This window comes from Rhizobium sp. CF142, assembly GCF_000281145.1.
In the GTDB taxonomy this organism is placed as follows: Bacteria; Pseudomonadota; Alphaproteobacteria; order Rhizobiales; family Rhizobiaceae; genus Rhizobium.
The window spans coordinates 24,818-51,102 of the sequence record NZ_AJWE01000010.1; the positions used below are offsets into that span (position 1 = coordinate 24,818).

Consider the following 26,285-nt stretch of genomic DNA (forward strand, 5'->3'; position numbering starts at 1 on the left):
TGCGATCCGTGCGTTCGGGCGTCAATCCGGCATGCAAATCACGCTGTCATCGGCGCCTTCCGGCTCGGTAAGCACCAGCCCCGTCGTTGGCCGATTGACGCCTGCGGCTGCGCTTGATCGAATGCTGTCGGGGACGGGAGTATCGGCCCATATTTCCGGAGATGGCGGCGCAGCGGTGATTGGCAGCGCCGAGATCGTGAATGTTATTCCGCAGGAGGATGGCGTTACCCAGCTTGCGCCGATCGTCATCAAGGGCGGTCGGCGTGCGAGTTCCGGCGCGGGCTATCGCGGCACGCCCGACTGGGTCTACGAGGAACCGGCAAGCGTCAGCGTCATCTCGAGGGAGGCCATTCAAAGCTCTCCCGCCCGCAACGCGCGCGACCTGCTCGACACGGCCGCCGGCGTCTATGCCAACCGCTCCGAGGGGCAGAACCCTGGCGTCACGGTCAATATTCGCGGTCTTCAGGATCAGAATCGCGTCGTCACCATGATCGACGGGGCGAGGCAGAATTTTCAGCGCAACGGTCATGGATCGACGCAGCGAACCTATGTCGAAACTGCCTTCATCCGCGAAATCGACGTTGAAAAGAGCGGCGCGTCTGGTGTCGGCGGAGCCGGTGCACTCGGCGGCTCGGTCAATTTCCGCACTATCGAGGCCGATGACCTCATAGAAGACGGCCGCCAATGGGGCGGCGAGTCAAACGCGACCGTTGGCACCAACGAGTTCCAGTTCGATGGCGCAAGCATGGCGGCGGTCAGACTGTCGGACAGCTTCTCGGTGCTCGGTGGCATTAGCCACAAGAAGATCGGCGCCTACGACATCGGTGAAAATGGCGACATCAGGCTTTATGACAGCTCTGTGCATGACGGAGCGGCGATCTTCACCGGACAAGACTCCTACTCCTACCTGCTAAAGGCCGAGGCGGAACTCACCGACGATCTCGATGCGTCGCTGACCTGGCTTCGCAACGATTCCGACTTCAGTCAGGGCTCCTACAACAATGACGGCAACCTCGACGAAGACACACAACAGGTCCTGAACGATACTCTTACCAGCAGCCTCCACTGGGATCCGGACAGCGAGCTCATCGATCTCAACGCACGCCTCTGGTACAACCACACGCGAAACCGCGAGAAACGCTACGGCTCCGCCATCAACGACGACGGTTTTCCCGTCAATTACGCTCTCGGCACGCTGGGCTTCAGCATCGATAACACCAGCCGCTTCGAGACCTCAGGCGGTTCCCTTTCGCTGAACTACGGCGTCGAGGCTTTCTTCGACCGCGGGAAGACGGAGACACTCGAGGATTACTTCCTCAACGGCGTCGACATGACGGCCACTTATACCGGCACAACCCCATCCGGCGATCGCGATGTCTACAGCGCCTTTGCCAGTGCTACATTCGAACATGACGATTGGCTGATGGCGCAGGCTGGCCTGCGCTACGACTACTACAATCTGTCGGGCGATGCATCGCTCTATGGTCTGGAAGTCAAAACCATCGATAACCGGAGATGCCGGTTGTATTTCCCTGATGGCGTGACCTGCCGGATCTGGACAGGCACCATCGATCGCGTGACGATCTATCCGGAAAATGTCATCCCGGTCGACAATTCGGACGGCGCGCTGCTGCCCTCCGCCATGCTCGCCGTCAAACCTGTCGACTGGCTGCAGCCTTTCGCCAAATATTCGCGCAGCTTCCGTCCGCCGACGATCATGGAAACCTTCCTGACGGGCGGTCATCCTGGCGTCAATCTCGTGGAGAACGCTCCCAATCCCGATCTCGTGGCCGAAGAAGGCAACACTTTCGAGCTTGGTGTGAATGTCACGACCGATGGGCTTGTGTCCGCTGATGACAGCCTGCGCATGAAGGCCGTCGGCTTTTACCGCGAGATCGAAAACTATATTGCGCTCGGCACTGTCCATCGCGCCGAGACCGGACGCGACTATGCCTCCTATGTCAATGTCGACGGCACGACGCGCATGAAGGGTGTCGAGCTGGAGGCGAGCTACGACGCAGGCAAATGGTATGCGGGCCTTTCCTATACTTATCTGAAGACGGATTTCGGCACCCACTACAGCTATGACGGCACGAGCTACGAGATCGAGCCCTCGATCATTTTCGTGCCGCCGCGCAACAAGTTCACCATCGATGCGGGCATGCGGCTTTTCGATGACAAGCTGACGATCGGCGGTCGTGCCACCCATGTCGGCGGCACATCACCCAATATCGGCGTGCTGGCGAGCAACTACGTTACCGAAGACTATTCGCTCTACGACATATACGGGTCCTACGCCTTCAACGACACCGTCAAGCTTCGCTTCGCCGTCAACAACGTCACTGATGTCGCCTACGTCCCGGCGCTCGGGACCATCAGTCTGCCGGGACCGGGACGCACGGCGACGGCATCGCTCAACTTCAAGTTCTAAGCAATTTCCCGGCCGACAGGCCGCGGATCCGAGGTTCGTCGATCGACGGACAACCAACCATCAACGGAGAAAGACAATGAGTGTAGGAATTCAGGTCCCTGCCGGTGCGCCCGATTGGGTCAACTATCTCGAAACCACGTGGCTCAACTCCTTCTCATATCGCAGCCATGGCTCGTTCAGCCCGGGCTCTGCGCCCTACGACCAGTGGGTCGCAGGCAACGCCGGTACTGCCCAGTCTGGCGTGGTTCTCAACGGCGATTTCAGCTACATTCCGCCGGGCGGCTTCGTCGGCTCGCTCGACACCCTGGAATTCGGCTCGCACCTCACCGGCAGCACGGCGGCCGGCTACGATCTCAGCACCGTACTGACGCTGGACCTGTCGGACGCGACCGCCTCCACGGCGTTCACCTATGCGATCTACTACCTCTCCAACTTCGCAGACCTGACGCATCTCTACGACTATCTCGGCGAACAGGGCACGACACAGACCGGCAATAGCGGCGGCCTCGGCGAGACCCTTTACAGCTTTGCCGGCGACGACGTGCTGACGGGCGCCGGTGCGAGCGACTTCGACACCTTCTATTATCGCGCCGATCTGAATGCCGGCGGATGGGGCGACGATACCATCAACGACTTCGTTGACGGCAACGACCTGATCGTTCTCGACGGCTATGGCTGGGACGATTACAACGATTTCGTTACGGCTGGCGGCAGTATTTCCGGTTCGACGATCTCTTACGCCGGAAACAGCATCGACGTCGCTTTCGCAGGCGGCGGCACGCTTGACAGCTCCGATCTGATCTTCGTCGCGTGATCGGCCGATGAGGAACCAATTTTTGGTTCGGACGTCGTCGCAGCCTTTTGCTGCGGCGACGATCCTTCCGCTGAAGGGCAACGCTGTCGCCATCGCCCTCATCAGCGGGGTCGTCAACCTGCTTGCCCTGACATCGCCCCTGTTCATGCTGCAGGTCTATGATCGCGTGCTCGCAAGCGGCAGCGTTCCGACGCTGATTGGTCTGGCGCTGCTTGCCGCCGGCCTCTACGCATTTCAGGCTGTCCTCGATATCGTCCGCGCCCGTGTCTTGCTGCGGATCGGTGAGCGGTTCGACGGAAAGCTCAGCGCCCGCGTTCATGAGGCGGTGATACGTCTTCCATTGGTCAGTCGAGCCCAAGGTGACGGCCTGCAGCCGCTGCGGGATCTCGACAATGTCCGCGGCTTCCTGTCCGGCACGGGGCCGACAGCCTTCTTCGACCTTCCATGGATGCCGCTTTATCTCGGCATATGCTCTCTTTTCCATGTCTGGATCGGCGTGACGGCGCTTGCCGGCGCGATCATTCTCGTCTCGCTGACACTGCTTACGAACGTCCTGTCACAAGCCCCCATCCGCGAGACCATCGCCCAGAACATGGCCCGCAACGGCCTGCTCGAAGGCACCCGTCGCAACGCGGAGGTCGTTCGCGCGATGGGGCTGGAAGCGCGGCTCGCCAAACGATGGCTGAAGGTCAACGCCGCCTATCTTGCGGCCAACCGGCGGGCCGGCGACATCGGCGGTGGCTTAGGAAGCGTGTCGAAATCGCTGCGCATGATCCTGCAGTCCGCCATCCTTGCCGTCGGTGCCTATCTCGTGATCACGCAGCAGGCCACGGGCGGTATCATGATCGCAAGCTCGATCATGATGGGCAGGGCGCTCGCCCCGATCGAACTCGCAATCGGCAACTGGAAGCCGTTTCTGATGGCACGCCAGAGCTGGGCAAGGCTTCAGGAGCTGCTTGACAAGATCCCCGAGGCCAATCCCGTCACGGCTCTGCCGCGCCCCGAACGTGAGCTGCGCATCGAGGCCGTGACCGTCGTGCCTCCGGGCGAAAGAAAACCAACGCTCGCAGGGCTCGGTTTCTCCCTGGCCGCAGGAAGCGCACTCGGCGTGATCGGTCCGTCCGGATCGGGAAAATCGACCCTGTCGCGGATCCTCGTCGGCGCCTGGCAGCCCTCGGCAGGCAAGGTCCGGATCGATGGCGCAAGCCTTGACCAGTGGGACAGCGCCGCACTCGGCGAACATATCGGCTATCTCCCGCAGGGCGTCGAACTGTTCGACGGCACCATTGCCGAGAACATTTCGAGGTTCGAGGAGGCTCCTGATGCGGAAGCGATCATCGCTGCGGCGCGCACCGCCGGTGCCCATGAACTCATTTTGAAATTCGAACTCGGCTATGAGACGCAGATCGGCGAGGCCGGAACCGCCCTCTCGGCAGGTCAGCGCCAACGTATCGGCCTTGCGCGTGCCCTTTATCGCGATCCGTTTCTGGTCGTCCTCGATGAGCCCAACGCCAATTTGGATGCCGAGGGTGAAGCAGCTGTCGTCAGGGCCATCGCCGCGGTTCGAGATCGCAAGGGCATCGTCGTCGTCGTTGCCCATAGGCCCAGTGCGCTTGGGATCGTCGATCACGTGCTGATGATCGAGGGCGGCAGGCAAAAGGCCTTTGGTCCCCGCGACGAGGTTCTTGCCAAAGTTCTCAAGAGCGGTTCGGGCCCGCCGGCGGGCCGGGGCTTTCAGGCAACAGGCGTCAGCACTGCACCGCTGCGGGTGATCGCAAACGTCGCCCAGGCGACATCCGATGCAGCAAATGGCGCCGCTCCGGACAGTCAGGAGGATGCCGATGTCAGACATTGATGACCGCGAAGTCAGCCGCTCGATCCGTCGCCACCTGATGGTGGGCGTCATCGCCTCGCTCGCAATGGTCGGGGGCGCTGGGGCCTGGGCCTCGGTGACGGATCTTGCCGGAGCAGTGGTGGCACCGGGGCATTTCGTCGTCGATTCCTATGTCAAGAAAGTCCAGCACCCGACGGGCGGGGTCGTCGGAGAAATCCTTGTCGGTGAGGGTGATGAGGTCAGGGCCGGTGACGTCCTCATGCGCCTTGACTCCACCCAGACTCGCGCCAACCTGGCGATCGTCACGAAGCGGCTCAACGAACTGGCGGCGCGGCTGGCGCGGCTTGAAGCCGAACGTGACGACCTTGATGACATCGCTTTTCCAGACTGGCTGCTTGCCAACAATCGTGATCCTGAAGTGGCTGCTGCCATCCACAGTGAATCTCGTCTGTTCCAGTCCCGGCGCGACGCGAGGGAAGGGCAGAAAGCCCAGCTCAATCAGCGCATCGCACAGTTCGAGCATGAAATTGCCGGGCTGAAGGCGCAGGAAGTTGCTTATGGCGAGGGAATAGAGGTTCTCAATACGGAAATATCCGCTCTGAACAGGTTGCGCGAACAGGGCATCGTTTCCGATCAGCGGCTGAACGGCCTCAAGACTCAGGCTGCGACATTCGGCGGAGAACGCGGCGAGAAGATTGCGTTCCAGGCCCAATCGGCTGGCCGGATTACGGAAACGCGGCTGCAGATCCTGCAGATCGATCAGGACCTCAGAACCGAAGTCGGGCGCGAATTGCGGGAGGTCCAGGCGCAGATCGGCGAATATGTCGAGCGCAAAGTGGCAGCCGAAGACGACCTGAAACGCATCGATATTGTCGCTCCGCAGTCCGGCATCGTGCACCAGTTGGCGGTCCATACCGTCGGCGGGGTCATCTCTGCTGGCGATCCGATCATGCTGATCGTGCCGGAAGGAGACGATCTGGCCCTTGAAGTTCAGATCGCGCCGAAGGATGTGGATCAAATCCAGATCGGACATACCGCCTTGTTGCGCATGACCGCCTTCAATCTTCGTACGACACCCGAACTCAACGGCCTTGTCAGCCGAATTGCGGCGGATCTGACCACCGATGAACGGTCCGGCCAGTCCTACTACCTGGTGCGCGTCGCCATTCCGCAAGCCGAAAAGGAAAAGCTGAAGAACCTCACGCTTGTCCCCGGCATGCCAGCCGAGGTGATGATCAAAACCGGCGACCGCACCGCGCTTTCCTATCTCGTCAAACCGCTTTCCGACCAAATCTCCCGCGCGTTTCGGGAGGACTGAGGCCGATGGCAATCGTTAGAAATAAAAGCGCGGCTGTCGATCGCTACCAAGCTGTCCGCGCGGTGCTGAGCGCGAACGTATGGGAAGAAGTGACAAGGGCCACGTGAGCCTTGAGCGAAACGGCACAGTTCCCTGGATAGGAGAGGTTGTGCTGGATCAGATGTTTAAGCAACTCATCGGCGTTGCGCTTTTCAGTCAGTGGAAATGTCACAGTCATATGCGTTCCTCCGAGGAGCAAATTGACCCTTCGGAGGGATTTAGGCTCGAATTCTTTTGCGCTGCAACAAGAAAATTTTAACCACAAAATTAAAATCGATTAGTTTTTGAAGTGGTTATTTTAAAATCGTTTTAAATCCTGCGGTGGTTCTTGGCGCCGCGCAGAGCGGCTGCGACAAAATGCACACAGCCGGATAAGGCCTTGTTAACCATCCAGGTCTCAGATGGGGAGAAGTTTAAACGTTCTACCAGAGCCGTGAGAATGTGTTCCGCCGCGTAGGGCTTTAAATCCGCACATATCCCCTTGAGAGTCGATGCCGACGGGCGGGTTATGCGCTGGTGCGTTCTGTTCTCGGTGTGTGGCAATGTCGATCATTCATAGTATCAGCGTAAGAAGCGGTCGGCTGGTGAAGCTCACCTTCGAATCTGCGCCCTTCACGCGGGCCGCTCGCAAGACCGCCGGAACGGCACGGCAAGCCAGAAGCCGTATTGTCACCCTCGCAGGCGTCCTCGGCATCGTCTACGTCGGAATGTTCGGCAAGCTGATCTATTATGGCCTTGCCGTCGACACGACGACATCGAGCATTCCGCCAAATCCGATTATGGCCTCCCGGCCGGATATCCTCGACCGCAACGGCGAGCTTCTGGCGACCGATATCCGCACGGTTTCGATGTTTGCCGAGCCAAGCCATATGGTCGATGTTGATGAAGCGGTCGAGAAGCTCACACAGCTTTTCCCGGAACTCGACCGAAAGACGCTCTACCAGAAACTGTCGGACAAGCGTTCGCAGTTCACATGGCTGCGTCGCCAGCTGACGCCGAAACAGCAAAGCGAGGTTCTGGCTCTCGGCCTTCCCGCCATCGGCTTCCGCCCCGAGGTGAAGCGCTTCTATCCTGGCGGGCGCACGGCGGCCCACATTCTCGGCTATGTCGATATCGACAACAAGGGCATGGCCGGCATGGAGAAATATCTCGACATGCAGGGCCTTTCTGATCTGGAATCCACTGGGCTTGCGGTGCGCGAAAATCTGGAGCCGGTGAAGCTGTCGATCGACATCCGGGCGCAGAATGTCGTTCATGACGTCGTCACCGATGCTATCACCACCTATAAGGGCAAGGCCGCAGGCGCCGTCATCCTCGACATCCATACGGGCGAGGTTCTGGCCATGGCTTCCGCTCCCGATTTCGACCCGAATGACCCGCAGGCGACCGGCAGCGAAGGCTGGCTGAACCGCATGTCGAACGGCACTTTCGAAATGGGCTCGACCTTCAAGACCTTCTCGATGGCATTGGCGCTCGACAGCGGCACGGTTAAACTCTCTGACAGTTTCGATGCCACCGGCCCGCTGCACTACGGCGGCTTCATCATCCACGACGACCATGACGTGCCGCGCCGCTGGCTGACCATTCCGGAAATCTTCCGCTATTCCTCCAATATCGGCACGGCGAGGATGATGGATCTGGTGGGCATGGATCGTCAGAAGGACTATCTGACCCGCTTTGGCCTCTTGACGAAAATGCAGACCGAGCTGCCGGAGGTGAAGACACCGACGCAGCCGAAAGTATGGAAGAAGATCAACTCGATCACGATCTCCTTCGGCCATGGTGTCGCGACCACGCCGTTGCAGACGGCGGTCGCCGGTGCCGCTCTCGTCGATGGCGGCGAGCTGATAGAGCCGACTTTCCTGCCGCGCTCGGCCGAAGAGGCGGCGAAAACCGAGCAGCAGATCGTCAAGAAAAGCACAAGCGACACGATCCGCGCTCTCTTCAAGCTCAATGGCGAACAAGGTTCCGGACGTACCGCCGACGTGCCAGGCTTCCATGTCGGCGGCAAGACGGGCACGGCCAACAAGGTCGTCAACGGCCATTATTCGCACACGCTGAGCTTCAACGCCTATCTCGCGGCCTTTCCGATCGATGCGCCGAAATATGTGGTGCTTTCCTTCATCGACGAACCGCTGACCGGCCAGCACGGGCTCACCTTCGCGACGAATACGGCAGCACCCATGGTGCATGACATCATCAGCCGCGCCGCGCCTATTCTGGGTGTCGAACCGGATTTCGGGCAGAACCTGCTGGCCTCATATTGAGGAGTGGCGGGCGCGGTTTGAAATCTCCGTGCCGGTTTTTTGCTGCTGAGCAGTGCAATTATTGACGGCATCGTTGCCGGCAATGAAGTTCATCGAACTTTCATCACGTTGCGTCATCTGGGCTACATACTTGCGGCCTAGGTCATTGGGCGGAGGTGCGCGCCTCATGTCCAGTCGAATGAACGTCACAGCAAAACGCCTCATGGACGCCTGCGAGTTGCTGCTTTGCGAGGCGCATGCCCCCGAAGAGCTGACGGCGCGCCGGATTGCGATCCAGGCGCAGGCGACGCCTTCGGCAATCGCCTATCATTTCGGGTCTCAGGAAGAATTGATCACGGCCGTTGCCGAGCGCGTCTATCGCCGACTGAACGCGGAACGCCTGAGCCTGCTGCAGAAAGCCGTCGATCGGCGGGCACCCAATCCCCCTGATATCGACGAGGTGATAGCAGCTCTCGTTGGCCCATCGATCCGGTGGGCGACCGATCCGACATCTAGCTATCCGGTGCTGTCGCATTTCACTTCGATGGCACACAGCCACCGTGACGGCGCGCCTCACTACCGTCGCATCATCGAGGATGTCGAGCATCACCGGGCCTTCATTCCGCAATTGAAGCGGATCGCGCCCTGGCTCGACGAGGTCGATATCGGCTGGCGCCTGAACTGTGCGCTCGGCATCCGCTCGCAGGTCACCCGCAGCAGGCAGCGCACGGAACTTCTCACCAATCGTCAGATGGATCTCGACAACCCAGACCTCGTCATCGCGCGCATGGTGGAGGTGATTGCGCCGATGTTCCGTCGGGCTTCCTGAGCTTCGCGGATAAAGTCCTAACGTCTTTCGAACAGCATTCGAAATCCGTCACGCCGGCGAAACACGCCCCCTCTATCGGTTTTCATCAGAGAACCGTCAGGGAGCCTTCCGATGCGCCGCGAGACCACTTTCATTCATCTGACTGACCTGCACATCGGCACCGCCGATGACGATCATCTGTACAGTGATACGACCGAGACGCTCAACCAAGTGCTCGATCTGGTCGCCACAGTCACGCCTAAGCCGCAATTCGTGATCGCCAGCGGCGATCTCACCAACCGCGGTGATGCGGAGAGCTTCCGCCGATTAAAGGAGATCATGGATGCACGCATCAACGTGCCGGTGATCTATGCCCTCGGCAATCACGACACGCGTCCCGGTTTTTACGAGGGTATGGCGGTCACAACGGACGATCCGGATGCACCTTACGATCACGATGTCGTCGTCGACGGCATTCACATCGTCACGATCGACTCGTCGACACCGGGACTGATCGGCGGCACCATCGATCCGGAGCAGTTCGACTGGCTTGCCTCGACACTGGATACGCATCCCGATCTGCCGAAGCTGATCGTCGTTCACCATCCGCCGGCTCTGGGTGAGGAACCTGATGCAACCCACTGGCGAACCATTCATTTTCCGCAGTCGGAACGCTTCGGGGCGCTGCTCAAGGGTCGCAGTATCATCGGCATCCTCAGCGGCCATATCCATCATGACCGTGTGTCCGTCTGGCACGGCATCCCGGTCGTTGTCGGCACCGGCCAGCATGCGGCGACCGACATTCTGCGCACTGACATTTTGCGCATGGTGCGCGGCGCCTCTTTCGGCATCGGCACCATCCGTCCGTCCGGCCTCACTATGGCCTTCGTGCCGCTGCCGTCCGACCGCGCCGAACTCAATACCTATCCGCTCGAAATGCTGTTGGCGCGGGCGGTTCCCGTCGCGGCCGAATAAATTTCAGGAGACATCTATGTTGCGCAGGACCACGTTGAAGTTCACGGCAGCACTCGCCGCCGTCTCGCTCTTACCATCGGGCGCATTCGCCGAAATGCCCGCATCCGTCGACAAGCCGGTGACGATCAACTTCTACAACTACAATCTCGCCTCGGCGAGCGCCGGGGCCGATGCGACCAAGGAACTGATTGCCGGTTTTGAAAAGAAATTCCCTAATATCAAGGTCGAGACCGTCGCCGTCCCCTCCAACGAGATCATGGCGCGCGTGCAGGCTGGTATCGTCGCCGGCAAGCAGCCGGACGTGGCGCAATTGGTGTTCCGCGATTTGATCTATATTGCCAGCGATCTCGGCGCCAATGCCCTCGAAGACATGGTCGATGCGAACGAACTGAAGGAACAGCTCACCGGGATGATTCCGCAGGGCCTCGAACTCGGCAAGGTCGATGGCAAGACATATGGCCTTGCCTACACGTTCTCGACTCCGATCCTGTTTTACAATGCCGACCTCTTCAAGCAGGCGGGTCTCGATCCGGACAAGCCGCCGAGGACCTGGGACGATATCAACGTTGCCGGCAAGACCATCAAGGAGAAGACTGGCAAGAATGGCTTCTTCCCCGGCGCCTACGGCCCGACCGACGGCACTTTCGTCTATCAGTCGATCGTCATGTCGAATGGCGGCAAGGTGCGCGACGGCAACAAGCTGACCTTTGCCGACAAGGACGCGGCGGACGCCGTGAAGATGCTGCGCAACCTGGTCGACAGCGGCGCGCATGCCAAGATCGATCCGGCGAGCGCGTCCGACACGTTTGCCGCGGGCAATATGGGCATGTTCCTCTATACGAGCGCACTACTGTCCAGCGTCAAGAAGTCGGCTCAGGGCAAGTTCGAGCTGCGGCTTGCACCGATGCCCTCCTTTGGCGACAAGCCAACGGCGCCGACCAATTCCGGCAGCGCCCTCTTCGTCTTCAGCAAGGACCCCGACAAGCAGCGCGCCTCCTACGAACTCCTCAAATATCTGACGAGCAAGGAAGCCTACACGATCATCACCAGCAAGATTGGCTATCTGCCGCTGCGCCTCGATATCGTCGACGACCCGAATTATCTCGGCCCCTGGCTCAAGGAAAATCCGATGTTCCGGGCCAACATCAAACAGCTCGACCGTCTGACCGCCAATATCGCCTTTCCCGGACCAAATTATCGCCAGGTCGAGAAAATGATGATGGACGGTGTTCGTGAAGCTGTCTTCGGAAGCGGCGACCCGGTCGAAGCGCTGAAGAGTGCGCAGGAGCAGGGTCAGGACCTGATGCCATAAGCCCATCTTGATCTTCATGCGGAAGGTGAGGGGCAGCGGCGAGGGCTGCCCTTCACCGACAAGCGATCGGAGCTTTCACCAATGACAGATACCCAGGCAGAGGTGGCCGGCCCCGCCGCAGTGAAAATGACTCCGGTCCGGTCGGAAATCCCTCGCGAACGGTTTACCATTGCGCCTTGGCTCTATCTGGCGCCTGCGCTCATTCTGCTGATGATCTGGACCTACATCCCGCTTGCCGAGACATTCCGCCTGTCTTTCTATCAGTGGAACATGCTGCCGACGTCGCCGCAACGCTTTGTCGGGCTGACCAACTACCAGCGGCTGCTGGCGCTGCCGGAAATGCGCAACGCTCTCTGGAACACGCTCTATTACACGATCGGCCTGTTTCCGATGTCGGTGATCATTCCGCTTTTCGTGGCGATCTGGACGCAGGATCTCGGCGGCCGTGCCCGGACGATCTACCGGTCGATGATCTTCGTGCCGATGATCATTGCTCCAGTCGTAGCCGCCATCCTGTGGCGCTGGCTGCTGAACGAAGACCAGGGGCTTATGACGCTTGCTCTCGAGGGTCTTGGCCTCGGCCGCATCGGTTTTCTGACCGATCCCGCCTATGCCCTGCCGACGCTGACCTGGATCACCGGCTGGAAGCTGATCGGCTTTTCGACGCTGCTCTTTTCCGCCGCCAATGCGGGTATCAACCCGTCCTATATCGAAGCCGCGCGCATCGACGGTGCCAGCCGCTGGCGCATCATCCGCGATATCAGGCTGCCGTTGCTCTCTCCGACGATCCTGCTTTTGTCGATGATGACGGTGCTTTTCGGCGCGCAGTGGAGCTTTGCTTATATCAATGTGCTGACCAATGGCGGCCCGCTGAAGTCCACCACCAACATCTTCTACCTGCTCTGGGAATACGGGTTCCAGACGCTTTCGGCCGGCTGGAGCTCTGCTGCTGGCATGATCGCTTTTGCCGGCTTCGCGGTGCTTGCCGCCCTCTGCATGTGGTTGACGAAGAGGTTTGCCTTCTATGACAACTGATGCCCTCGACGATCATCACTCGAGCCGATCGGCGCTCTCCCCCGGGTTCGCGCGCAAGTTCGGCGTGCACGCGGTAATGGTCGTACTCTCTATCGTTTCGATCTTTCCGATCTATTGGATGATCGTCACATCGTTGCGACCAGAGAACGAGATCTTCTCCACAGCACTCTGGCCGTCCCGTCCGACCTTCGACAATTACTTCTTCGTGTTGACGCGCGTGCCGATGCTGCAGATGCTCCTCAACACAACGATCGTGTCTGCCGCGACCGCCTTGCTGCAGGTCGTGACCGGCATGTTTGCCGCCTATGCGCTGGTGCGCTGGCGCATGCGGCTTTCATCGGTCGTCCATGGTCTGATTGCGCTCTCCTGGCTCGTACCTTTTCAGGTCACGATGATCCCGAACTATGTGCTGGCCTCCCGGCTTGGCTTGCTCGACACCTTGACGGGTCTGGTCGTGCCGAATGCCGCCCACGCTTTTGCGATCCTGCTCCTCTATCACGCGATGCGTGCTTTCCCGACCGAAGTACTGGAGGCTGCACGCATGGACGGGGCACGCAGCTTCCGCATTCTCTGGCAGATCGTCACGCCCAACATGGGCGCGCCCATCGCCTCCTTGTCGATCATCGCCGTCATTTCCGCCTGGAACGAATATTTTTGGCCGCTGCTCCTGTCGCGAAAGCCCGAGAATTCGGTCGTGCAGATCGGCCTGCAGATGTTCATGACCCAGGAGGGCAACCTCTGGGGGCCGCTGATGGCGGCGGCGGCACTCGCCAGTCTGCCGATCCTGCTGATCTATCTCGTGCTCCAGCGCCACGTCATCGAATCCTTCATGAAATCCGGAATCCGCTGATCATGCAAAATCATCAGAGACTTATCGCGCTGGAAGGCGCCCATAACGTGCGCGACCTTGGCGGCTATCCGGCCGGCAATGACAGGCAGACGCGCTGGCGCTCGGTCCTGCGCGGCGACGCCCTGCATGCGCTGAGTGAGGCCGACATCGAGGCGCTGATCGCCCACGGGGTCACGACGGTGATCGACCTGCGCAATCCTCAGGAACTCGCACGTGAAGCCAATCCGTTCTTGAATGATCCGCGCGTTCACTACGAAAACGTCTCGTTGTTTTCGGCCCTAGCGCCGGTCGAATTGATGGCAGCGGAAACGACCGATTTCGACATGGGCGACCGCTACTGCCATGCCCTCGACAATTGCCAGCCGGCAATCGCCAGGGTGCTGACGACGATCGCACACGCACCTGATGGGATCGTTCTCTTCCATTGCACGGCCGGCAAGGATCGCACCGGCATCATTGCCGCTCTGATGCTGGCGCACGCCGGCGTCGATGAAGCGACGATCATCGAAGATTATACGCTGACCGGTTCGATATTCGCTCCCTTGCTTACCGACTTCCGGGCACGGGCAATCGCACGCGGCGTACCTTCGGACCTTGCAGACCTGATACTCGCCTCGGCACCGCAGAGCATGGCCCGGGCACTCGGGTACCTTGCCGGTCATTATGGCCGCGTTGGTTCCTATCTCGCGCAGATAGGCTTGGGCGAAGCGGAAATCACCAGCCTCAGACAGCGGCTGTGCGATTGAGCGTTGCTCTGACGCGTTGAGCGAGAGGGCAGCCTGCGTAAATCGAACGTCAGCCCGGTCGATAAAGACGCGGTCTGCCATTATCGAAACTCCTGCGTCCGCCCTTCCAGCCGGCAATGACGCGGGCGATCTCGCGTACCGCCGCACGCGGACCGGAACTATCGAGCAGCACGATCGTCGCCTCGGCACCCACTTGCAACCGTCTGACGCCGCCGAGCTGGCTTGCCGCCCCCTCTGTCACCATGTCGAAAACCAGCGCCATGTCCTCTTCCCGCGAGAGCTGGGCGACATTGGCAAAGAGATTGGCCATACGGATCAGCGAGGCATCGCCATAGGGAGTGAAGGGATTGAGGACGTTGTTCGTTGCAATGGAGGTGGCGACACCACGGCCTGCCAGCAGATGAGCGGGCGCGACGCCGCGCGGCACCAGACGGTCATGACTGCGCCCGTTCAGGAATAGATCGGTGGACGGCAGAACGGAAAGTGCAATGCCGGCTTCAGCCAGCCTATCGGCGATGGCGACGATCTCTGCCTGCGACATGGCAGAGAGATTGGTGACGTGGCCGATTGCCACGCGACCCTGCCAGCCGTGACGAAGCGTGGCCTCGATCACTGCCGGCAGATCGGTTCGGTGAGGATCGAGGTTGAAATCGAGATGGAAATCGACCGGCACGTCATGTTTCAGTGCCAGCGCGAAGATCATTTCGATATGCCTGTTGGGATCGGGGTCCGTATAGGGACAGCCGCCGACCAGATCCGCACCATTGGAAAGGGCGGCGTCGAGCATGCCTAATGTCTCGGGCTCGTTCGTCAGCCCCTCCTGCGCGAAGGCGCAGATCTCGATATCGACAGCGAAGGCATAATTCGCGCGGATGCGCTTGATTGCCTCGAAAGAACGGAAACCGGCGCGAGGGTCGATCTCGACGAAGGTGCGCATCCGCGTGGTACCGTACGAAATCGCCTTCTCTACGACGCGTGCGGCCCGGACATAGACATCCTCTCCCTCAAAACCCGCTTTGGCCTTTGCTGTTTCCCGTACCGCCTCGGCAAGCGTCCCTTCGCAAATCGTGCAGCGGTCAAGAATGCAGGCTTTGTCCAGATGGATGTGTGTGTCCACAAATCCACCGAAGGCGAAGGCGCCCTCGCCATCGACGCTTTCGATCGCCTCGCACCTTATATCGGATCCGATGTCAGCGATCCGGCCCTCTCGCACGGCTATGTCGATGAGCGCGCCATTTTCTTCAATGCGGGTGTTGCGGATAACGAGATCGAACAATTGGTTGGTGATCGTCACAGCGAGATAGCGCCTCCGTCGCTACGCGGATCGTGGGCGCCGTCAATCATCCCATCTTGCCCGATGCGGATCACGCCGGCCTGGCCGCCGAGCGGGCTGAAGCTGTCGATCGTCGATATCTCATGGCCCATGGCGGCGAGCGCGGTCACAATTTCCGAGCCGGCATTTTCCTCGATCTTCAGGCTATCCCGGCTATCGGAGAAGGTGCGGCCGAGCAAAAAGCGCGGGCGGGATAGCGCGGCGGCTGGATCGAGCCCATGGTCGATCAGCAGGCTGAGAAGCAGCGACAGAGTCTGGGGCTGTCCATCGGCTCCTTGCGTGCCGTAGACGAGATGCGGTCGACCGTTCTTGAGAGCGAGCCCGGGATTGAGCGTGTAGAACGGTCGCTTGCCGGGACTGGCGACATTGGGGCTGGCGGGGTCGGTGCTGAAGGCCGCTCCCCTGTTCTGCCAGAGGATACCGGTATCGCCGACCACAACGCCACTGCCCCAGTCGAAGTAGAGGCTTTGCAGCAGCGAGGCGCAGCGCCCCTTGCTATCGACAGCCGCAAGCAGGGCCGTGTCGCCATGCCGATAGGGCTGCGGCCATGCTAATGCGCGGCCGGGATCGATTGCCGCCGCCTTTGCTGCGAGCCGCAACGGATCGAGCAGTTCCTGTGAAACATCGGTTGCGAAGCGGGGATCGGCGATCGCGTGCCGGTCGAGGAAGGCTTGTTTCACCGCTTCGACAAGCCTGTGGTAGAAGCCCGCGTTATCGGGAGGGAAATCCGTCATCGGCAAATGGTCGAGCACGCCCATGATACCGAGCGTCGTTATTCCCTGGGTTGGGGGAGGCGGTGCGAGCAGGGTTGTGTCGCGATAGGTCTGCCGGAGCGGGGTCGCGATATCGGTTCGTGTTGCAGCGAGATCGGCGGCCGAAAGCGGCGAGCCGGCTTCTGCAAGCCCAATGGCGATCCGCCGGGCAAGCGCGCCCTCATAGAATTCACGGATGCCATGGCGGGCAATGGCCTCAAGCGTCTTGCTGAGCGCCAGCTGCCGCTGAATGCCTTTTGCCTGGAAGAGGTTCGTGAAGCCCGGCCAGCCGCCCAGCTCGCTGCAGCGGAATTCGTACCAGAAGGCATGCGATCGGCTGACTTCGAAGCCGTCGTCCGCCAGGGCGATTGCATCGTCAAGCAGGCTTGGTAGGCTCTCCGACCCCGCCCATTGGGCCACGGAATGGGCAAGCACCTTCTCCCAGCTATCGACGAGGCAGGCGCTCGTCAGCGTGGAGCGGGCACCGCGAAGTGGGATGTCTCCGTCCGGAATGATGCCCGCCGCCTGACCAATGCCCAGGAAGGTTTGTGCTTTGCCCGTCTCATCCGCGACCAGCCAGACGCCATCGCCGCCGAGCCCGCAGAAATGCGGGTAGGTGACCGAAAGAGCTGCGCCGGCGGCAACCAGCGCTTCAATGGCATTTCCTCCGCGCCGGAGCACCTTCGCGCCTGCCTCGCTGGCAAGCCAATGCGGCGTCACAATCATGGCGCCGCGGGACGACGTGTCAGCTCGAGTATTCTGGGTGACGGGATTGGACATCAGCGTATCACGGAGCCGTTTTCGGCAACGAGGCGGCCTTCCTTGAAGACGCGGCGTGGCTTTGGAATGGCGACGACGGCCTCCGGCACATGCTCGGCGGCAAGGGTGACGAAATCGGCCTTTGCGCCGACAGCAATACCGTAGCCTTCCAGTCGTAGCGCCTTGGCACCGCCTGATGTCACCACGTCGAAGGCGGCGCTGAGTTCCGCATCGGTGTAGAAGCCGGAGCGGTAGGCGATAATCTCTGCGCGGCGCAGCATGTCGCCATCCCCGAAGGGCCACCAGGAATCGCGGATATTGTCGCTGCCGCTGAAGACGGTGACGCCGGCGGCGCGCAGCAGTGCGACCGGAGGGAAATTGTGGTTGCCGGGCGCATTGGTCATGATCAAGACGCCGCTTCCGGCGATCAGGGCAGCGATCTTCTTGGCTGCGTCAGGCGCGAGATCGCCGAGGCCGTAGGCATGGCTGACGGCGACATGCCCCTGCATGCCAAGCGCAGTCGTGCGAGCACAGATCTCCTCGATCGTCATCGCGCCGAGTGTGCCGGCGTCATGAAGATGGATGTCGACATCGACGCCACGCTTTTCGGCAATGCCGAAGACCACGTCGAGATGACCCTTGATATCGCGGTCGAAAGAGAGCGGATCGAGCCCGCCGACGAGATCGGCGCCCATTGCTATCGCCTCGTCCATCAGTTCCGGCGTACCCGGGCTCCTCAGGATGCCACTTTGCGGGAAGGCGACGAGCTGGATGTCGATGATGTCAGCGTATTCCTCACGCACTTTCAGGATGGTTTCGAGCGATTTCAGCCCGACCGATCCATCGACCATCACGTGGCTGCGCATCTGCAAGGCGCCGTTCGAAATGCAAAGGTCGAGCTGGTTGCGGGCACGCTCGTCCATGGGCGCTGCGGCAGCCATATTCTCAGCCTGAAAGGCGACACGCTCATGCACGTCGAAACCATTGGTGCACGGTTTGTGCGGGATCCATTTGCCTCCATAGAAGCTCGTGTCGAGATGAATGTGCCCCTCTACGAAGCTCGGCACGAGGAGCGCTCCGCCGATATCGACGACATCTTTCGCGCCTTCGCTGGAGCTTGCCGGCTCTATCGCCGCGATCCGGCCGTCCCGCACCACGATGTTTTTCAGCGAACCGTCGGCAAGCCTTGCGTTGGTGAAGACTGTTTCTACTGCACTCACTGATGTTTCCTTTCCCTTCCATTATCGGCCATACCCCGCCCGATGCAGGGTCCGGATATTCTCCAGCGATGGAGGATCAGTTCTGCGGCAGCGTACCTTGTATGCGCTGAGGTCGATCCCATTATTAGCGATGACGCCCGGATAGGCAGATGCCTCGCAGCTCCAGACAGTATTCCGGCAATGATGACGCGGTATGCGACATGAGCAAAATTTAGTCTACATGATATTGAGAATTAGGTATGCAATATGGATGCCAGAATGTATCGAAAATGGCGAATTCAAATCCATAAGAGACTAAGCACACGAATTCGTTTAGTGAAAAGTAGCAATGAACGGCCTCACCGGAAAGCGTGGCTACTGACCCGGAAAATGTGGGAAGCAGATCACGCCTACATAATAGTCAGAATCTTGTATACGCGATTGAAAAACCGGCAGATCAGCCAGCTGCGCGGGTGGAAAATCGCGACAGGATCGAACCAATATCGGACTCTGCGGCAAGATCATCTTCGATCAGAGCGCGGCTTTCAACTGACAATAGATGTTCGTCCACCAGATGTTCCGCCGCAGCCTGGTCGCCCTTTTTCAATATGTTGATGAGGCCCGAATGTTCGCTGATCGCGCATTCGCTCGAATGCGGCCGGCTATACATGGCAAGGATGAGCGAGCAGCGGGAGACGAGTTCGGAGAGGTAGCGTTCGAGCAGAGCATTGCCGGACAATTCAGCAAGCTTCAGGTGGAATTCACCCGCCAGACGGGTCGACAGGCGCACATCTCCCTTGGCGTGAGCGGCCTCCTCTTCCTGCACATGTTCCCGCAACAGTTTTTCGATTGCTGGGTTCCAGCGCTTGATGACGGCCTTCATCATCTCGCGCTCGAGTGCTCGGCGGATGGCAAAAGCATCACGCGCCTCATCAAGGCTCGGCTGGGCCACAGTGGCCGTGCGCTTGTGGTGGGTGTCGACCAGCCCCTGGGCCTGCAACTTGGCCAGCACCGTGCGGACCAGAGTGCGGCTCATCGAAAAATGCCGGCCTATCTCGTCTTCGGGAAGCTTGGTGCCGGCTTTCAGCGCCTGCTCGATGATGGCCTGCCGAAGTGTGCGATGGGCGATATCCACCCGGTCGGAATTGGATGACATAATTTCAAGGGCTCGGTTGATGCTGCATACATTATCGCGCCATCAGGGATACAACAAGGCGATACTTGTTATGCGAACCCGTCGATGCCACGCTGAAATATTCTGCATCAGATGATAGAAGCCTACCCTCTTTTGAAGGCTAAATCGCGCTACCTACAGACCTTAGACGCTGGTCTTCGGTGCGATCGTCAGCTCCGAACCATAGGCGCCGCGCATTTCCGTCGCCGCAGATGGATCGCGGTCGTCGGCCTTGTGCAGAAGCATCGAGCGATAGCCTTCTACATGCGGACCCTGGATCAGAGTCACATCGGCATTGCCCGGATTGTCGGAGCGCTCGAACCATTCGACGCTGTGATGCAGGAAATTCATTTCGAAGGCACGGTTGGTGACGCCGTGGCCGACGATGATTACGGTGTCGTTGCCGCTGCCGATGTCATGCATGACAGTTTGCAGAAACAGGCGCAACCGCTGGGCAACGTCCGCCCGGCTCTCTCCATCAGGCGGGCGGGCATAGAACTTGCCGCTATTGTTGCGAAGGCGCGCCCATTTCTCAAATTCCTCCGGAAATTTGCGCCGCTGCTCGGCCCGGTCGTAGATCTCGGTAAATAGGCCGAAATCCTGTTCGCGCAGCAGGTAATCCTCATGCACATCGCCGATGGCACCCGCAGACGCGGCCTCGATGATCGCGTCCTTCGTCTGGCGCGTCCGCAGATATGGCGAATGCCAGATGGTCGCCTTCCGCGTAACACCAGGTAGCGCTGCCAGATAGGAAGCGATACTGCGCCCCGCTGCCAGCGCCTGCCGGTAACCCCATTCCGTCAGCGGAACATTGTGATCGCCGAACTGCCGGTAAGCGGTCTCGCTGATGTTGCCGAGAGATTCGCCGTGTCGAACGAGAAAGATGTGCATGGCCGTCCGTGTATGCTGAGGATGAGGCATCATGACGGGCGTGAGGGCGGTGTGCAATGGCCGGGAAGCGTTGGATAGCGGGGCGCCCCCAAAACGCCGGCCGAATGGGCGGGTATCGTTCTGCCAGTACGTTCAGCACCGCATTCAGCCAGAGGGTCGGTTGCCGCGGAGCGAATATGCAAAGATGTCGCTTGCGGCATGAGCCACGGCGCTTCGTATTGGCCGCCCGACTGACGGGCGGCCGGCAGCATCTTCGGGGCAGATTAGGGCAGAGTATGTCCTGCAGCTCGGAACAGACGATACCATTCCTCGCGGGTCAGTGAGACAGATGAACCGGCCGCGGCTTCGACGACACGTGCCGGCTTCGTGGTGCCGAGCACGACCTGGATTTTTGCCGGGTGACGGGTGATCCACGCAACCGCAATACCCGTCGGCGTGACGCCATAGGCCTTCGCGAGTTCATCGATGGCGTCGTTCAGATCGGCGAAATTTTCGCGATCATCGAGGAAGACGCCGTCGAAGAAGCCCTTCTGGAACGGCGACCAGGCCTGCAGTATCATACCGTTGATGCGGGAATAATCGAGCAGGCCGTTATCGCGATCGATCGATTGATCAAGCCCGGCCATATTGGCGGCAACGCCCGATGCGATCAGCGGCGCATGGGTGATGCTGAGCTGCACTTGATTGACGATGAGCGGTTGCGTGACCGCGGTCTTGAGTAGTTCGACCTGGCTAGGTGTATGGTTGGAAACGCCGAAATGGCGGACCTTGCCGGCAGATTTGAGCGTGTCGAAGGCTGCTGCGACTTCCTCGGGTTCGACAAGCGTGTCTGGGCGATGCAGCAGAAGCACGTCCATATAGTCAGTCTTCAACGCTGCGAGCGACTGATCCACCGAGGCCAGAATATGCTCGGCAGAGAAATCGAAAAATCCCTTGCGGATGCCGACCTTGCTCTGGATGACAAGCTTCTCGCGTTCGGCGGCGGTGAGGGAAATCGCCTCCCCGAAACGAGCCTCGCAGCGATGCGGAGCACCGCCATAAATGTCCGCGTGGTCGATAAAGGTCACGCCGGCATCGCGTGCGCCGCCGACCAGCTGCTGGATTTCGCCATTGCTCATATTGGCGATCCGCATCATTCCGAGGACGATGCTCGACACGTCGAGGTCGGTCTGCGGAAGCCTATAGAATTTCATGATGAATACCTCAGGGGTTGCGAAATAACTAAATGGTTATCCGCTTATTACGGGAACGGCAGCCGCGTGGCTAGCCGGAGCTGTTGCTGTCAACGACCGATGGTGTCGGGAATTCGCCGATGTCGGCTTCGGATTCCGCTGCTCCCTTTGGACGAAGCTCCCATGATAGGCTAGAGATCGCCGTGGTCCAGCAAGGACATCGGCTGTCGAATTGGAGGAAATCTGCGTGGCGGATCAAGCAAAACTGGCGGCATCCCGCCGGGCAGCACAACGGGTGACCCTGCGCACTGTAGCGAAGTCGCTCGGCCTTTCCGTCACGACCGTCAGCCGCGCCTTGAAGGATGGCCCTGAGGTTAACCGCGAGACGATCGACCTCGTCAAAAAAGCCGCGTCTGATCTCGGTTACCGACCGAACCTCGGCGGCATCAATCTGAGAACGGGCAAGACACATGCCGTCGGCGTCATCATGCCGTTCCATCGGGAGGGCGAGATGAATATCGTGGTGGCCTCGCTGATCGAGGGCTTCTGCGGCGCAATGAAGCAACATGGCTACCGCACGACGGTCGCCCCGCAGTTTCAGGCTGACGACCCACTCGCAACGGTGCGGGACCTTGTCGAGGAGGGGACCGTCGATGGTCTCATCCTTACCCATACGAGGCCGCAGGACGAACGGGTGAAATATCTGCTGGAGGTCGGCATGCCCTTTGTCACCTTCGGACGCACCGAGCTGCTCAGCAAACATCCGAGCATCGATATCGACCACGAGGAGATCGGCGCGGCTGCAGCGGCGCGGCTGCTCGATGCCGGACACAAGGCGCCTCTGCTGGTCGCGCCCTCCAGCCAGTTCACCTACAGCCTGCAATTCATCAAGGGTTGGACAGCTGAATTCAACCGCAGGAACCTGACTGTTCCTGACGAGCGGATGTTCTTCACTGCAACCACACCTGATAGCGGCAAGAAGATTGCCGTTGATGCGCTTGCCAAATATCCTGATGTCATGAGCGCCTTCGTGGCAAGCGACGAGGCAGCCCTCGGCTTCGTTTCCGCTCTCGCGGATCTTGGGCGAAAAGTCGGCGAGAATTTTTCCATCCTGACCTATTCCGGCAGTCGTCTCCATGATTTCTACAATCCGCCGCTCAGTACCTACTATTTTCCGAATTTCATCATCGGACAGCGTCTCAGCGACCTCCTCTACAGGTCGATACACGGCGAGCCGGCATCCGGCCTGATCGAGATTGTCCGCGCCAGTTTTGTCGAACGCCGCAGTGAATTCAGCCTGCGCTAAAAATCCCTCAGAAATCTTACGCAGGTCAAGTCATTCGTAACGTTACGAATTCATCTTTCCCTACCGCAATGCGGCACAAATTCCATGGGTGACGACGTTGACAGGGTAGTTGCCATCATGCATTCGTAACGTTACGAATTGACTTCTGGAGCGGGTTGGAGCGCTCCAGAAGGAAGATAAAGACGCTGCGATAATGATGGGAGGACGGCGTGGGTGCTCAAGCACTTTTTTTCGGTTCGCCAATTTGGACGTTCAACTGGAATCCGCCTTATGCGGCGCCTCTGCGCCGGCTGGCGGCCACCGGTTGCAAAGGTTTCGAGCTGACTGCATGGTCGGTCGACATGCTCGGTTATTACACCGACGAGACGATCCGCGAACTCAAGTCGATCGCAGACGGTGAAGGGCTGACGCTGACCAACTTCTTCTACAATCTGCCATTTTCGCGTGATGATAACGCACCGATTTCTCGCGTAGACCTGGATGCCTATAAGCGCGGCGTCGAGCTGGCTGCAAAGATCGGCACGCCGATCATGACAAGCATGACGCCTTATCCTTTCCAGTCGGATATCAGGCCGATCCTGCAGCGGCCGACGGCCCAGGAATGGTCGGCCGTCGTGAAGCCCGAATGGGATTGGGCGGAGGAATATGAGGTCGTCGTCGAAGGTTTCGCGGCAGCCTGCACCATTGCCGCTGATGCCGGGCTGCGTGTCGCGATCGAACCGCATCCCTATCGCTGGGTCAGCTCAGGTCAGGGAATGCTGCGGTTGATCGAGCGCACGGGCGCCCCCAACCTAGGGCTCAATTTCGATCCAAGTCATCTCTTTCCTGCCGGCGACATGCCGCATTACGTGGTGCTGTCGCTCGGAGACCGGATCTACAACACGCATTTCTCCGACAATGAAGGGCACACTAATGCCCACTGGCGCCCCGGCCGCGGCAAGATCGACTGGAAGGCGATTTTCGCAGCCTTGCGAACGATCGGTTATTCCGGGCCGATCACGCTGGAGCTCGAGGATGCACCGGGCGCATCGCACTGGACCCATTTCCGGGAAGCCACACCGGAATTCGATTCCGAAATGAAACGCGGCATCCGCTACCTGCGCGACTGCGCTGCAGAACTCGACATCATCATCGCCTGAGGAACAAAAATGAGCGGGAACGGCCCCATGAAAGTCGGCATCGTCGGTGCCGGGAATATCAGCGCCACCTATGTCGCGACGCTGCATATGTTCGATTTCATTCGCGTGAAGTCGATCTACGATCTCTACCAAGAGCCTGCGCGCAAGCTTGCCGAGCAGTTTGGCGTCCAGTCGGTGTCGCTCGATTCAATGCTCGCCGACCCCGAAATCGGCCTCATCATCAACTTGACCACGCCGACCGCTCACTATTCGATCAGCAAGAAGGCGCTGCTTGCCGGCAAACACGTCTACTCCGAAAAGCCGCTCGGGGTTTCCATGGAAGAGGCCGAGGAACTGATGGCCCTTGCCCGCGCTGGCGATCTGCGACTCGGCTGCGCGCCCGATACTTTCCTTGGCGGCGGTCATCAGCTGACGCGGCGTCTCTACGATGAAGGCCGCATCGGCACGGCGATTTCCGCAACCGCCATGCTGCTTCTGCCTGGTCACGAGCATTGGCATCCCAATCCGGCCTTCTTCTACGGTCGCGGCGGCGGGCCGATGCTCGACGTCGGCCCCTATTACGTCACCAATCTGATTGCTCTTCTCGGGCCGGTTCGCGAAGTCTTCGGCGCGGCCAAAGTCACCCGCATAGAGCGGACTGTGAAGACGCAGCCACGTTTCGGCGAGACGATCAAGGTGCTGACGCCGACGCATCTGACCGGCGTCATGGAGTTCCATAGCGGCGCGACGGTGACGATCGCCACAAGCTTTGACGTCATCAAACACAAGCACAACCAGATCGAAATCTACGGTTCCAAGGGCTCGATGGTAACGCCGGACCCGAACAACTTCACGGGCAAGGTCGAGATCTTCACCGAGGGCGATCAGGCCTGGGAGGAGGTGGCAATCGACCATCCCTATGTCGAAGGTGTTCCCGGTCATCTCGGCCTGAGAGGGCTTGGTGCTGCCGAGATGGTGGATTCACTGCGTTCCGGCAGGCCGCATCGCGTTTCGTCGGAACTCGCCTTCCACGCGCTCGAGGTGATGACCGCCTTTGAACGGTCTGCTCAGTCGAAACGCCCGGTTGCCATCCAAAGCAGTTGCGGCCGCCCAGATCCGATCCCGAAGCATTTGAAGGAGGGCAAGTTCACGTAGGGCTCCTCCCGGCCGGCCGGGCGATGCGCGAATGCACCGTCCGCCGAGGGGAAGAGGCCTTGGGCTGCTAGACGTCTATCACTGTTTCGGCTTTGCCACCGTCTTCTGAGCTGAACGTTTTGGTGCAGGCTTTTCTGTGGCGAGCCCCACCGCTGGCGCCGCGGGCGTTGCGGATCGGATGTCGTTGGTGATCGATTGCGCTGCCGCGATCACCGCCTGTTTGATGTCTGCTACGCGCTTTTCGTCGACGCCTGTGACGAAAGGAACGCTGACGGCTGCAATGACCGTGTCCTGATGGTCCCTGACCGGGGCTGCGATCGCATGAACGCCGGACATCTGCTCGCCCATGTCCCGCGCCCAATTCCGCTTGCGGATCTGCGCAAGCTCTTCAAGCATCTGCTTGGGATCGGTAATCGTCTGGTTGGTGAAGCGCTCGAGCTTGGTCAGACGCCGCTCGATGTCCTCCTGCAGTGAAAAGGCAAGCAGGATCTTGCCGGCCGCACCTGCATGAAACGGCAGGCGCTGGCCGGCCGTCGCCGATAGCGCATATTGGCCATGCCCCTGCGCCGAGGCGACAACCAGAATATTGTCGCCTGACGGTACCGTCAGCTTGCTGCCTTCACCCAGAAGCTCGGAGATCTTGTTCAGATGCGGCTGCGCGATCGCTAGCAGGTCGTAACTCGCAACGGTCGGCGCGACATGGGCCGCAAGTGTCAGGAGGCGGCGGCCGAGCGTATAGCTTCCCGCTGGCGAGCGATGCACGAAATCGTAGGCGCTCAGCGTGTTGAGCATCCGGTAGACGGTGGTGCGTGACAGCCGTACCGCTTTGACCACGTCGCGGATCGTCGCGCCTTCCGGCGTGCGCTCCAGAAGCGCGAACACCTCCACCATCTGTTCGATGACGGGGATACGATATTTCTGCGCGGCGTCTTCACTAATGTCGGTCATTGAAAATCCTGCCAGGCCCATCAGGCAATGCTTAGCCTTCCATAAGCAATGCGCGGAGTTCACGCAATCG

At 59.9% G+C, this 26,285-nt stretch carries 21 protein-coding genes; 14 read left to right on the top strand and 7 right to left on the bottom strand.

Translation table 11 applies throughout. From position 1 onward, the window contains the following. The first annotated feature begins 31 nt into the window (after nucleotides 1-31). From PMI11_RS02730 to PMI11_RS02780, 11 genes are all read left to right on the top strand, one after another. Entirely contained in the window at nucleotides 32-2,431 is a 2,400-nt protein-coding gene (locus tag PMI11_RS02730) for a TonB-dependent receptor (protein ID WP_081493206.1), read from the top strand. Between the two features lie 76 nt (nucleotides 2,432-2,507). Next, nucleotides 2,508-3,245 (top strand): hypothetical protein, encoded by a 738-nt coding sequence (locus PMI11_RS35925; RefSeq protein WP_007813035.1) that lies wholly within the window; start codon nucleotides 2,508-2,510, stop codon nucleotides 3,243-3,245. 61 nt (nucleotides 3,246-3,306) lie between these two features. Further along, nucleotides 3,307-5,100, top strand: a complete 1,794-nt coding sequence (locus PMI11_RS02740; RefSeq protein WP_244430528.1) for a type I secretion system permease/ATPase — start codon at nucleotides 3,307-3,309, stop codon at nucleotides 5,098-5,100. Further along, complete coding sequence (locus PMI11_RS02745; protein WP_007813039.1) at nucleotides 5,087-6,397, top strand: HlyD family type I secretion periplasmic adaptor subunit; 1,311 nt, start codon at nucleotides 5,087-5,089, stop codon at nucleotides 6,395-6,397. Before PMI11_RS02740 ends, PMI11_RS02745 begins: the two co-directional genes overlap by 14 nt. Nucleotides 6,398-6,978: 581 nt before the next feature. After that, nucleotides 6,979-8,703 carry a peptidoglycan D,D-transpeptidase FtsI family protein gene (locus PMI11_RS02750; protein WP_037070581.1) on the top strand — a complete coding sequence of 575 codons (1,725 nt, stop codon included), beginning with the start codon at nucleotides 6,979-6,981 and terminating at the stop codon, nucleotides 8,701-8,703. 166 nt (nucleotides 8,704-8,869) lie between these two features. After that, on the top strand, nucleotides 8,870-9,511 hold the full coding sequence (locus PMI11_RS02755) for a TetR/AcrR family transcriptional regulator (protein WP_007813047.1): 642 nt from the start codon (nucleotides 8,870-8,872) through the stop codon (nucleotides 9,509-9,511). 111 nt (nucleotides 9,512-9,622) lie between these two features. Beyond that, nucleotides 9,623-10,465, top strand: a complete 843-nt coding sequence (locus tag PMI11_RS02760; protein ID WP_007813049.1) for a metallophosphoesterase family protein — start codon at nucleotides 9,623-9,625, stop codon at nucleotides 10,463-10,465. A 16-nt stretch (nucleotides 10,466-10,481) separates the two neighbouring features. Then, nucleotides 10,482-11,777, top strand: coding sequence for an ABC transporter substrate-binding protein (locus tag PMI11_RS02765; protein ID WP_007813051.1), 1,296 nt, complete (start codon nucleotides 10,482-10,484; stop codon nucleotides 11,775-11,777). A gap of 81 nt (nucleotides 11,778-11,858) precedes the next feature. Continuing rightward, nucleotides 11,859-12,812, top strand: a complete 954-nt coding sequence (locus tag PMI11_RS02770; RefSeq protein ID WP_007813053.1) for a carbohydrate ABC transporter permease — start codon at nucleotides 11,859-11,861, stop codon at nucleotides 12,810-12,812. After that, nucleotides 12,802-13,662 carry a carbohydrate ABC transporter permease gene (locus tag PMI11_RS02775; RefSeq protein ID WP_007813054.1) on the top strand — a complete coding sequence of 287 codons (861 nt, stop codon included), beginning with the start codon at nucleotides 12,802-12,804 and terminating at the stop codon, nucleotides 13,660-13,662. Before PMI11_RS02770 ends, PMI11_RS02775 begins: the two co-directional genes overlap by 11 nt. A 2-nt stretch (nucleotides 13,663-13,664) precedes the next feature. Further along, nucleotides 13,665-14,408: a tyrosine-protein phosphatase gene (locus PMI11_RS02780; protein ID WP_007813056.1), complete on the top strand. Its 744-nt coding sequence runs from the start codon at nucleotides 13,665-13,667 to the stop codon at nucleotides 14,406-14,408. 49 nt (nucleotides 14,409-14,457) lie between these two features. Here PMI11_RS02780 and PMI11_RS02785 read toward each other — a convergent pair whose 3' ends face one another. The 6 genes from PMI11_RS02785 to PMI11_RS02810 all read right to left on the bottom strand — a co-directional run bounded on the left by PMI11_RS02785 (nucleotide 14,458) and on the right by PMI11_RS02810 (nucleotide 21,709). Beyond that, nucleotides 14,458-15,702 carry an amidohydrolase family protein gene (locus PMI11_RS02785; protein WP_007813057.1) on the bottom strand — a complete coding sequence of 415 codons (1,245 nt, stop codon included), beginning with the start codon at nucleotides 15,700-15,702 and terminating at the stop codon, nucleotides 14,458-14,460. Next, entirely contained in the window at nucleotides 15,699-17,273 is a 1,575-nt protein-coding gene (locus PMI11_RS02790; RefSeq protein ID WP_007813059.1) for a gamma-glutamyltransferase family protein, read from the bottom strand. Before PMI11_RS02790 ends, PMI11_RS02785 begins: the two co-directional genes overlap by 4 nt. Continuing rightward, nucleotides 17,273-18,472 carry an amidohydrolase family protein gene (locus PMI11_RS02795; protein WP_007813061.1) on the bottom strand — a complete coding sequence of 400 codons (1,200 nt, stop codon included), beginning with the start codon at nucleotides 18,470-18,472 and terminating at the stop codon, nucleotides 17,273-17,275. The genes PMI11_RS02790 and PMI11_RS02795 overlap by 1 nt, the downstream gene beginning before the upstream one ends. A 436-nt stretch (nucleotides 18,473-18,908) precedes the next feature. Continuing rightward, the gene (locus PMI11_RS02800; RefSeq protein WP_007813063.1) at nucleotides 18,909-19,607 is read right to left on the bottom strand and encodes a GntR family transcriptional regulator; all 699 of its coding nucleotides are present in this window, start codon (nucleotides 19,605-19,607) and stop codon (nucleotides 18,909-18,911) included. Between the two features lie 162 nt (nucleotides 19,608-19,769). Then, nucleotides 19,770-20,516 carry a phosphoglycerate mutase family protein gene (locus PMI11_RS02805; RefSeq protein WP_007813065.1) on the bottom strand — a complete coding sequence of 249 codons (747 nt, stop codon included), beginning with the start codon at nucleotides 20,514-20,516 and terminating at the stop codon, nucleotides 19,770-19,772. A gap of 263 nt (nucleotides 20,517-20,779) precedes the next feature. After that, on the bottom strand, nucleotides 20,780-21,709 hold the full coding sequence (locus tag PMI11_RS02810) for an aldo/keto reductase (protein ID WP_007813068.1): 930 nt from the start codon (nucleotides 21,707-21,709) through the stop codon (nucleotides 20,780-20,782). A gap of 226 nt (nucleotides 21,710-21,935) precedes the next feature. Between PMI11_RS02810 and PMI11_RS35930 the strand changes: the two genes are divergently transcribed. The 3 genes from PMI11_RS35930 (at nucleotide 21,936) to PMI11_RS02825 (ending at nucleotide 25,267) form a co-directional block, all read left to right on the top strand. Next, nucleotides 21,936-22,994 carry a substrate-binding domain-containing protein gene (locus PMI11_RS35930; protein ID WP_007813070.1) on the top strand — a complete coding sequence of 353 codons (1,059 nt, stop codon included), beginning with the start codon at nucleotides 21,936-21,938 and terminating at the stop codon, nucleotides 22,992-22,994. Nucleotides 22,995-23,203: 209 nt separating this feature from the next. Next, the gene (locus tag PMI11_RS02820) at nucleotides 23,204-24,133 is read left to right on the top strand and encodes a sugar phosphate isomerase/epimerase family protein (protein ID WP_007813072.1); all 930 of its coding nucleotides are present in this window, start codon (nucleotides 23,204-23,206) and stop codon (nucleotides 24,131-24,133) included. 9 nt (nucleotides 24,134-24,142) lie between these two features. Beyond that, entirely contained in the window at nucleotides 24,143-25,267 is a 1,125-nt protein-coding gene (locus PMI11_RS02825) for a Gfo/Idh/MocA family protein (protein ID WP_007813074.1), read from the top strand. Between the two features lie 78 nt (nucleotides 25,268-25,345). On the opposite strand, the gene PMI11_RS02830 is transcribed toward PMI11_RS02825, so the two are convergent. Further along, nucleotides 25,346-26,215, bottom strand: coding sequence for an IclR family transcriptional regulator (locus tag PMI11_RS02830; protein ID WP_051034528.1), 870 nt, complete (start codon nucleotides 26,213-26,215; stop codon nucleotides 25,346-25,348). Nucleotides 26,216-26,285 lie beyond the last annotated feature (70 nt).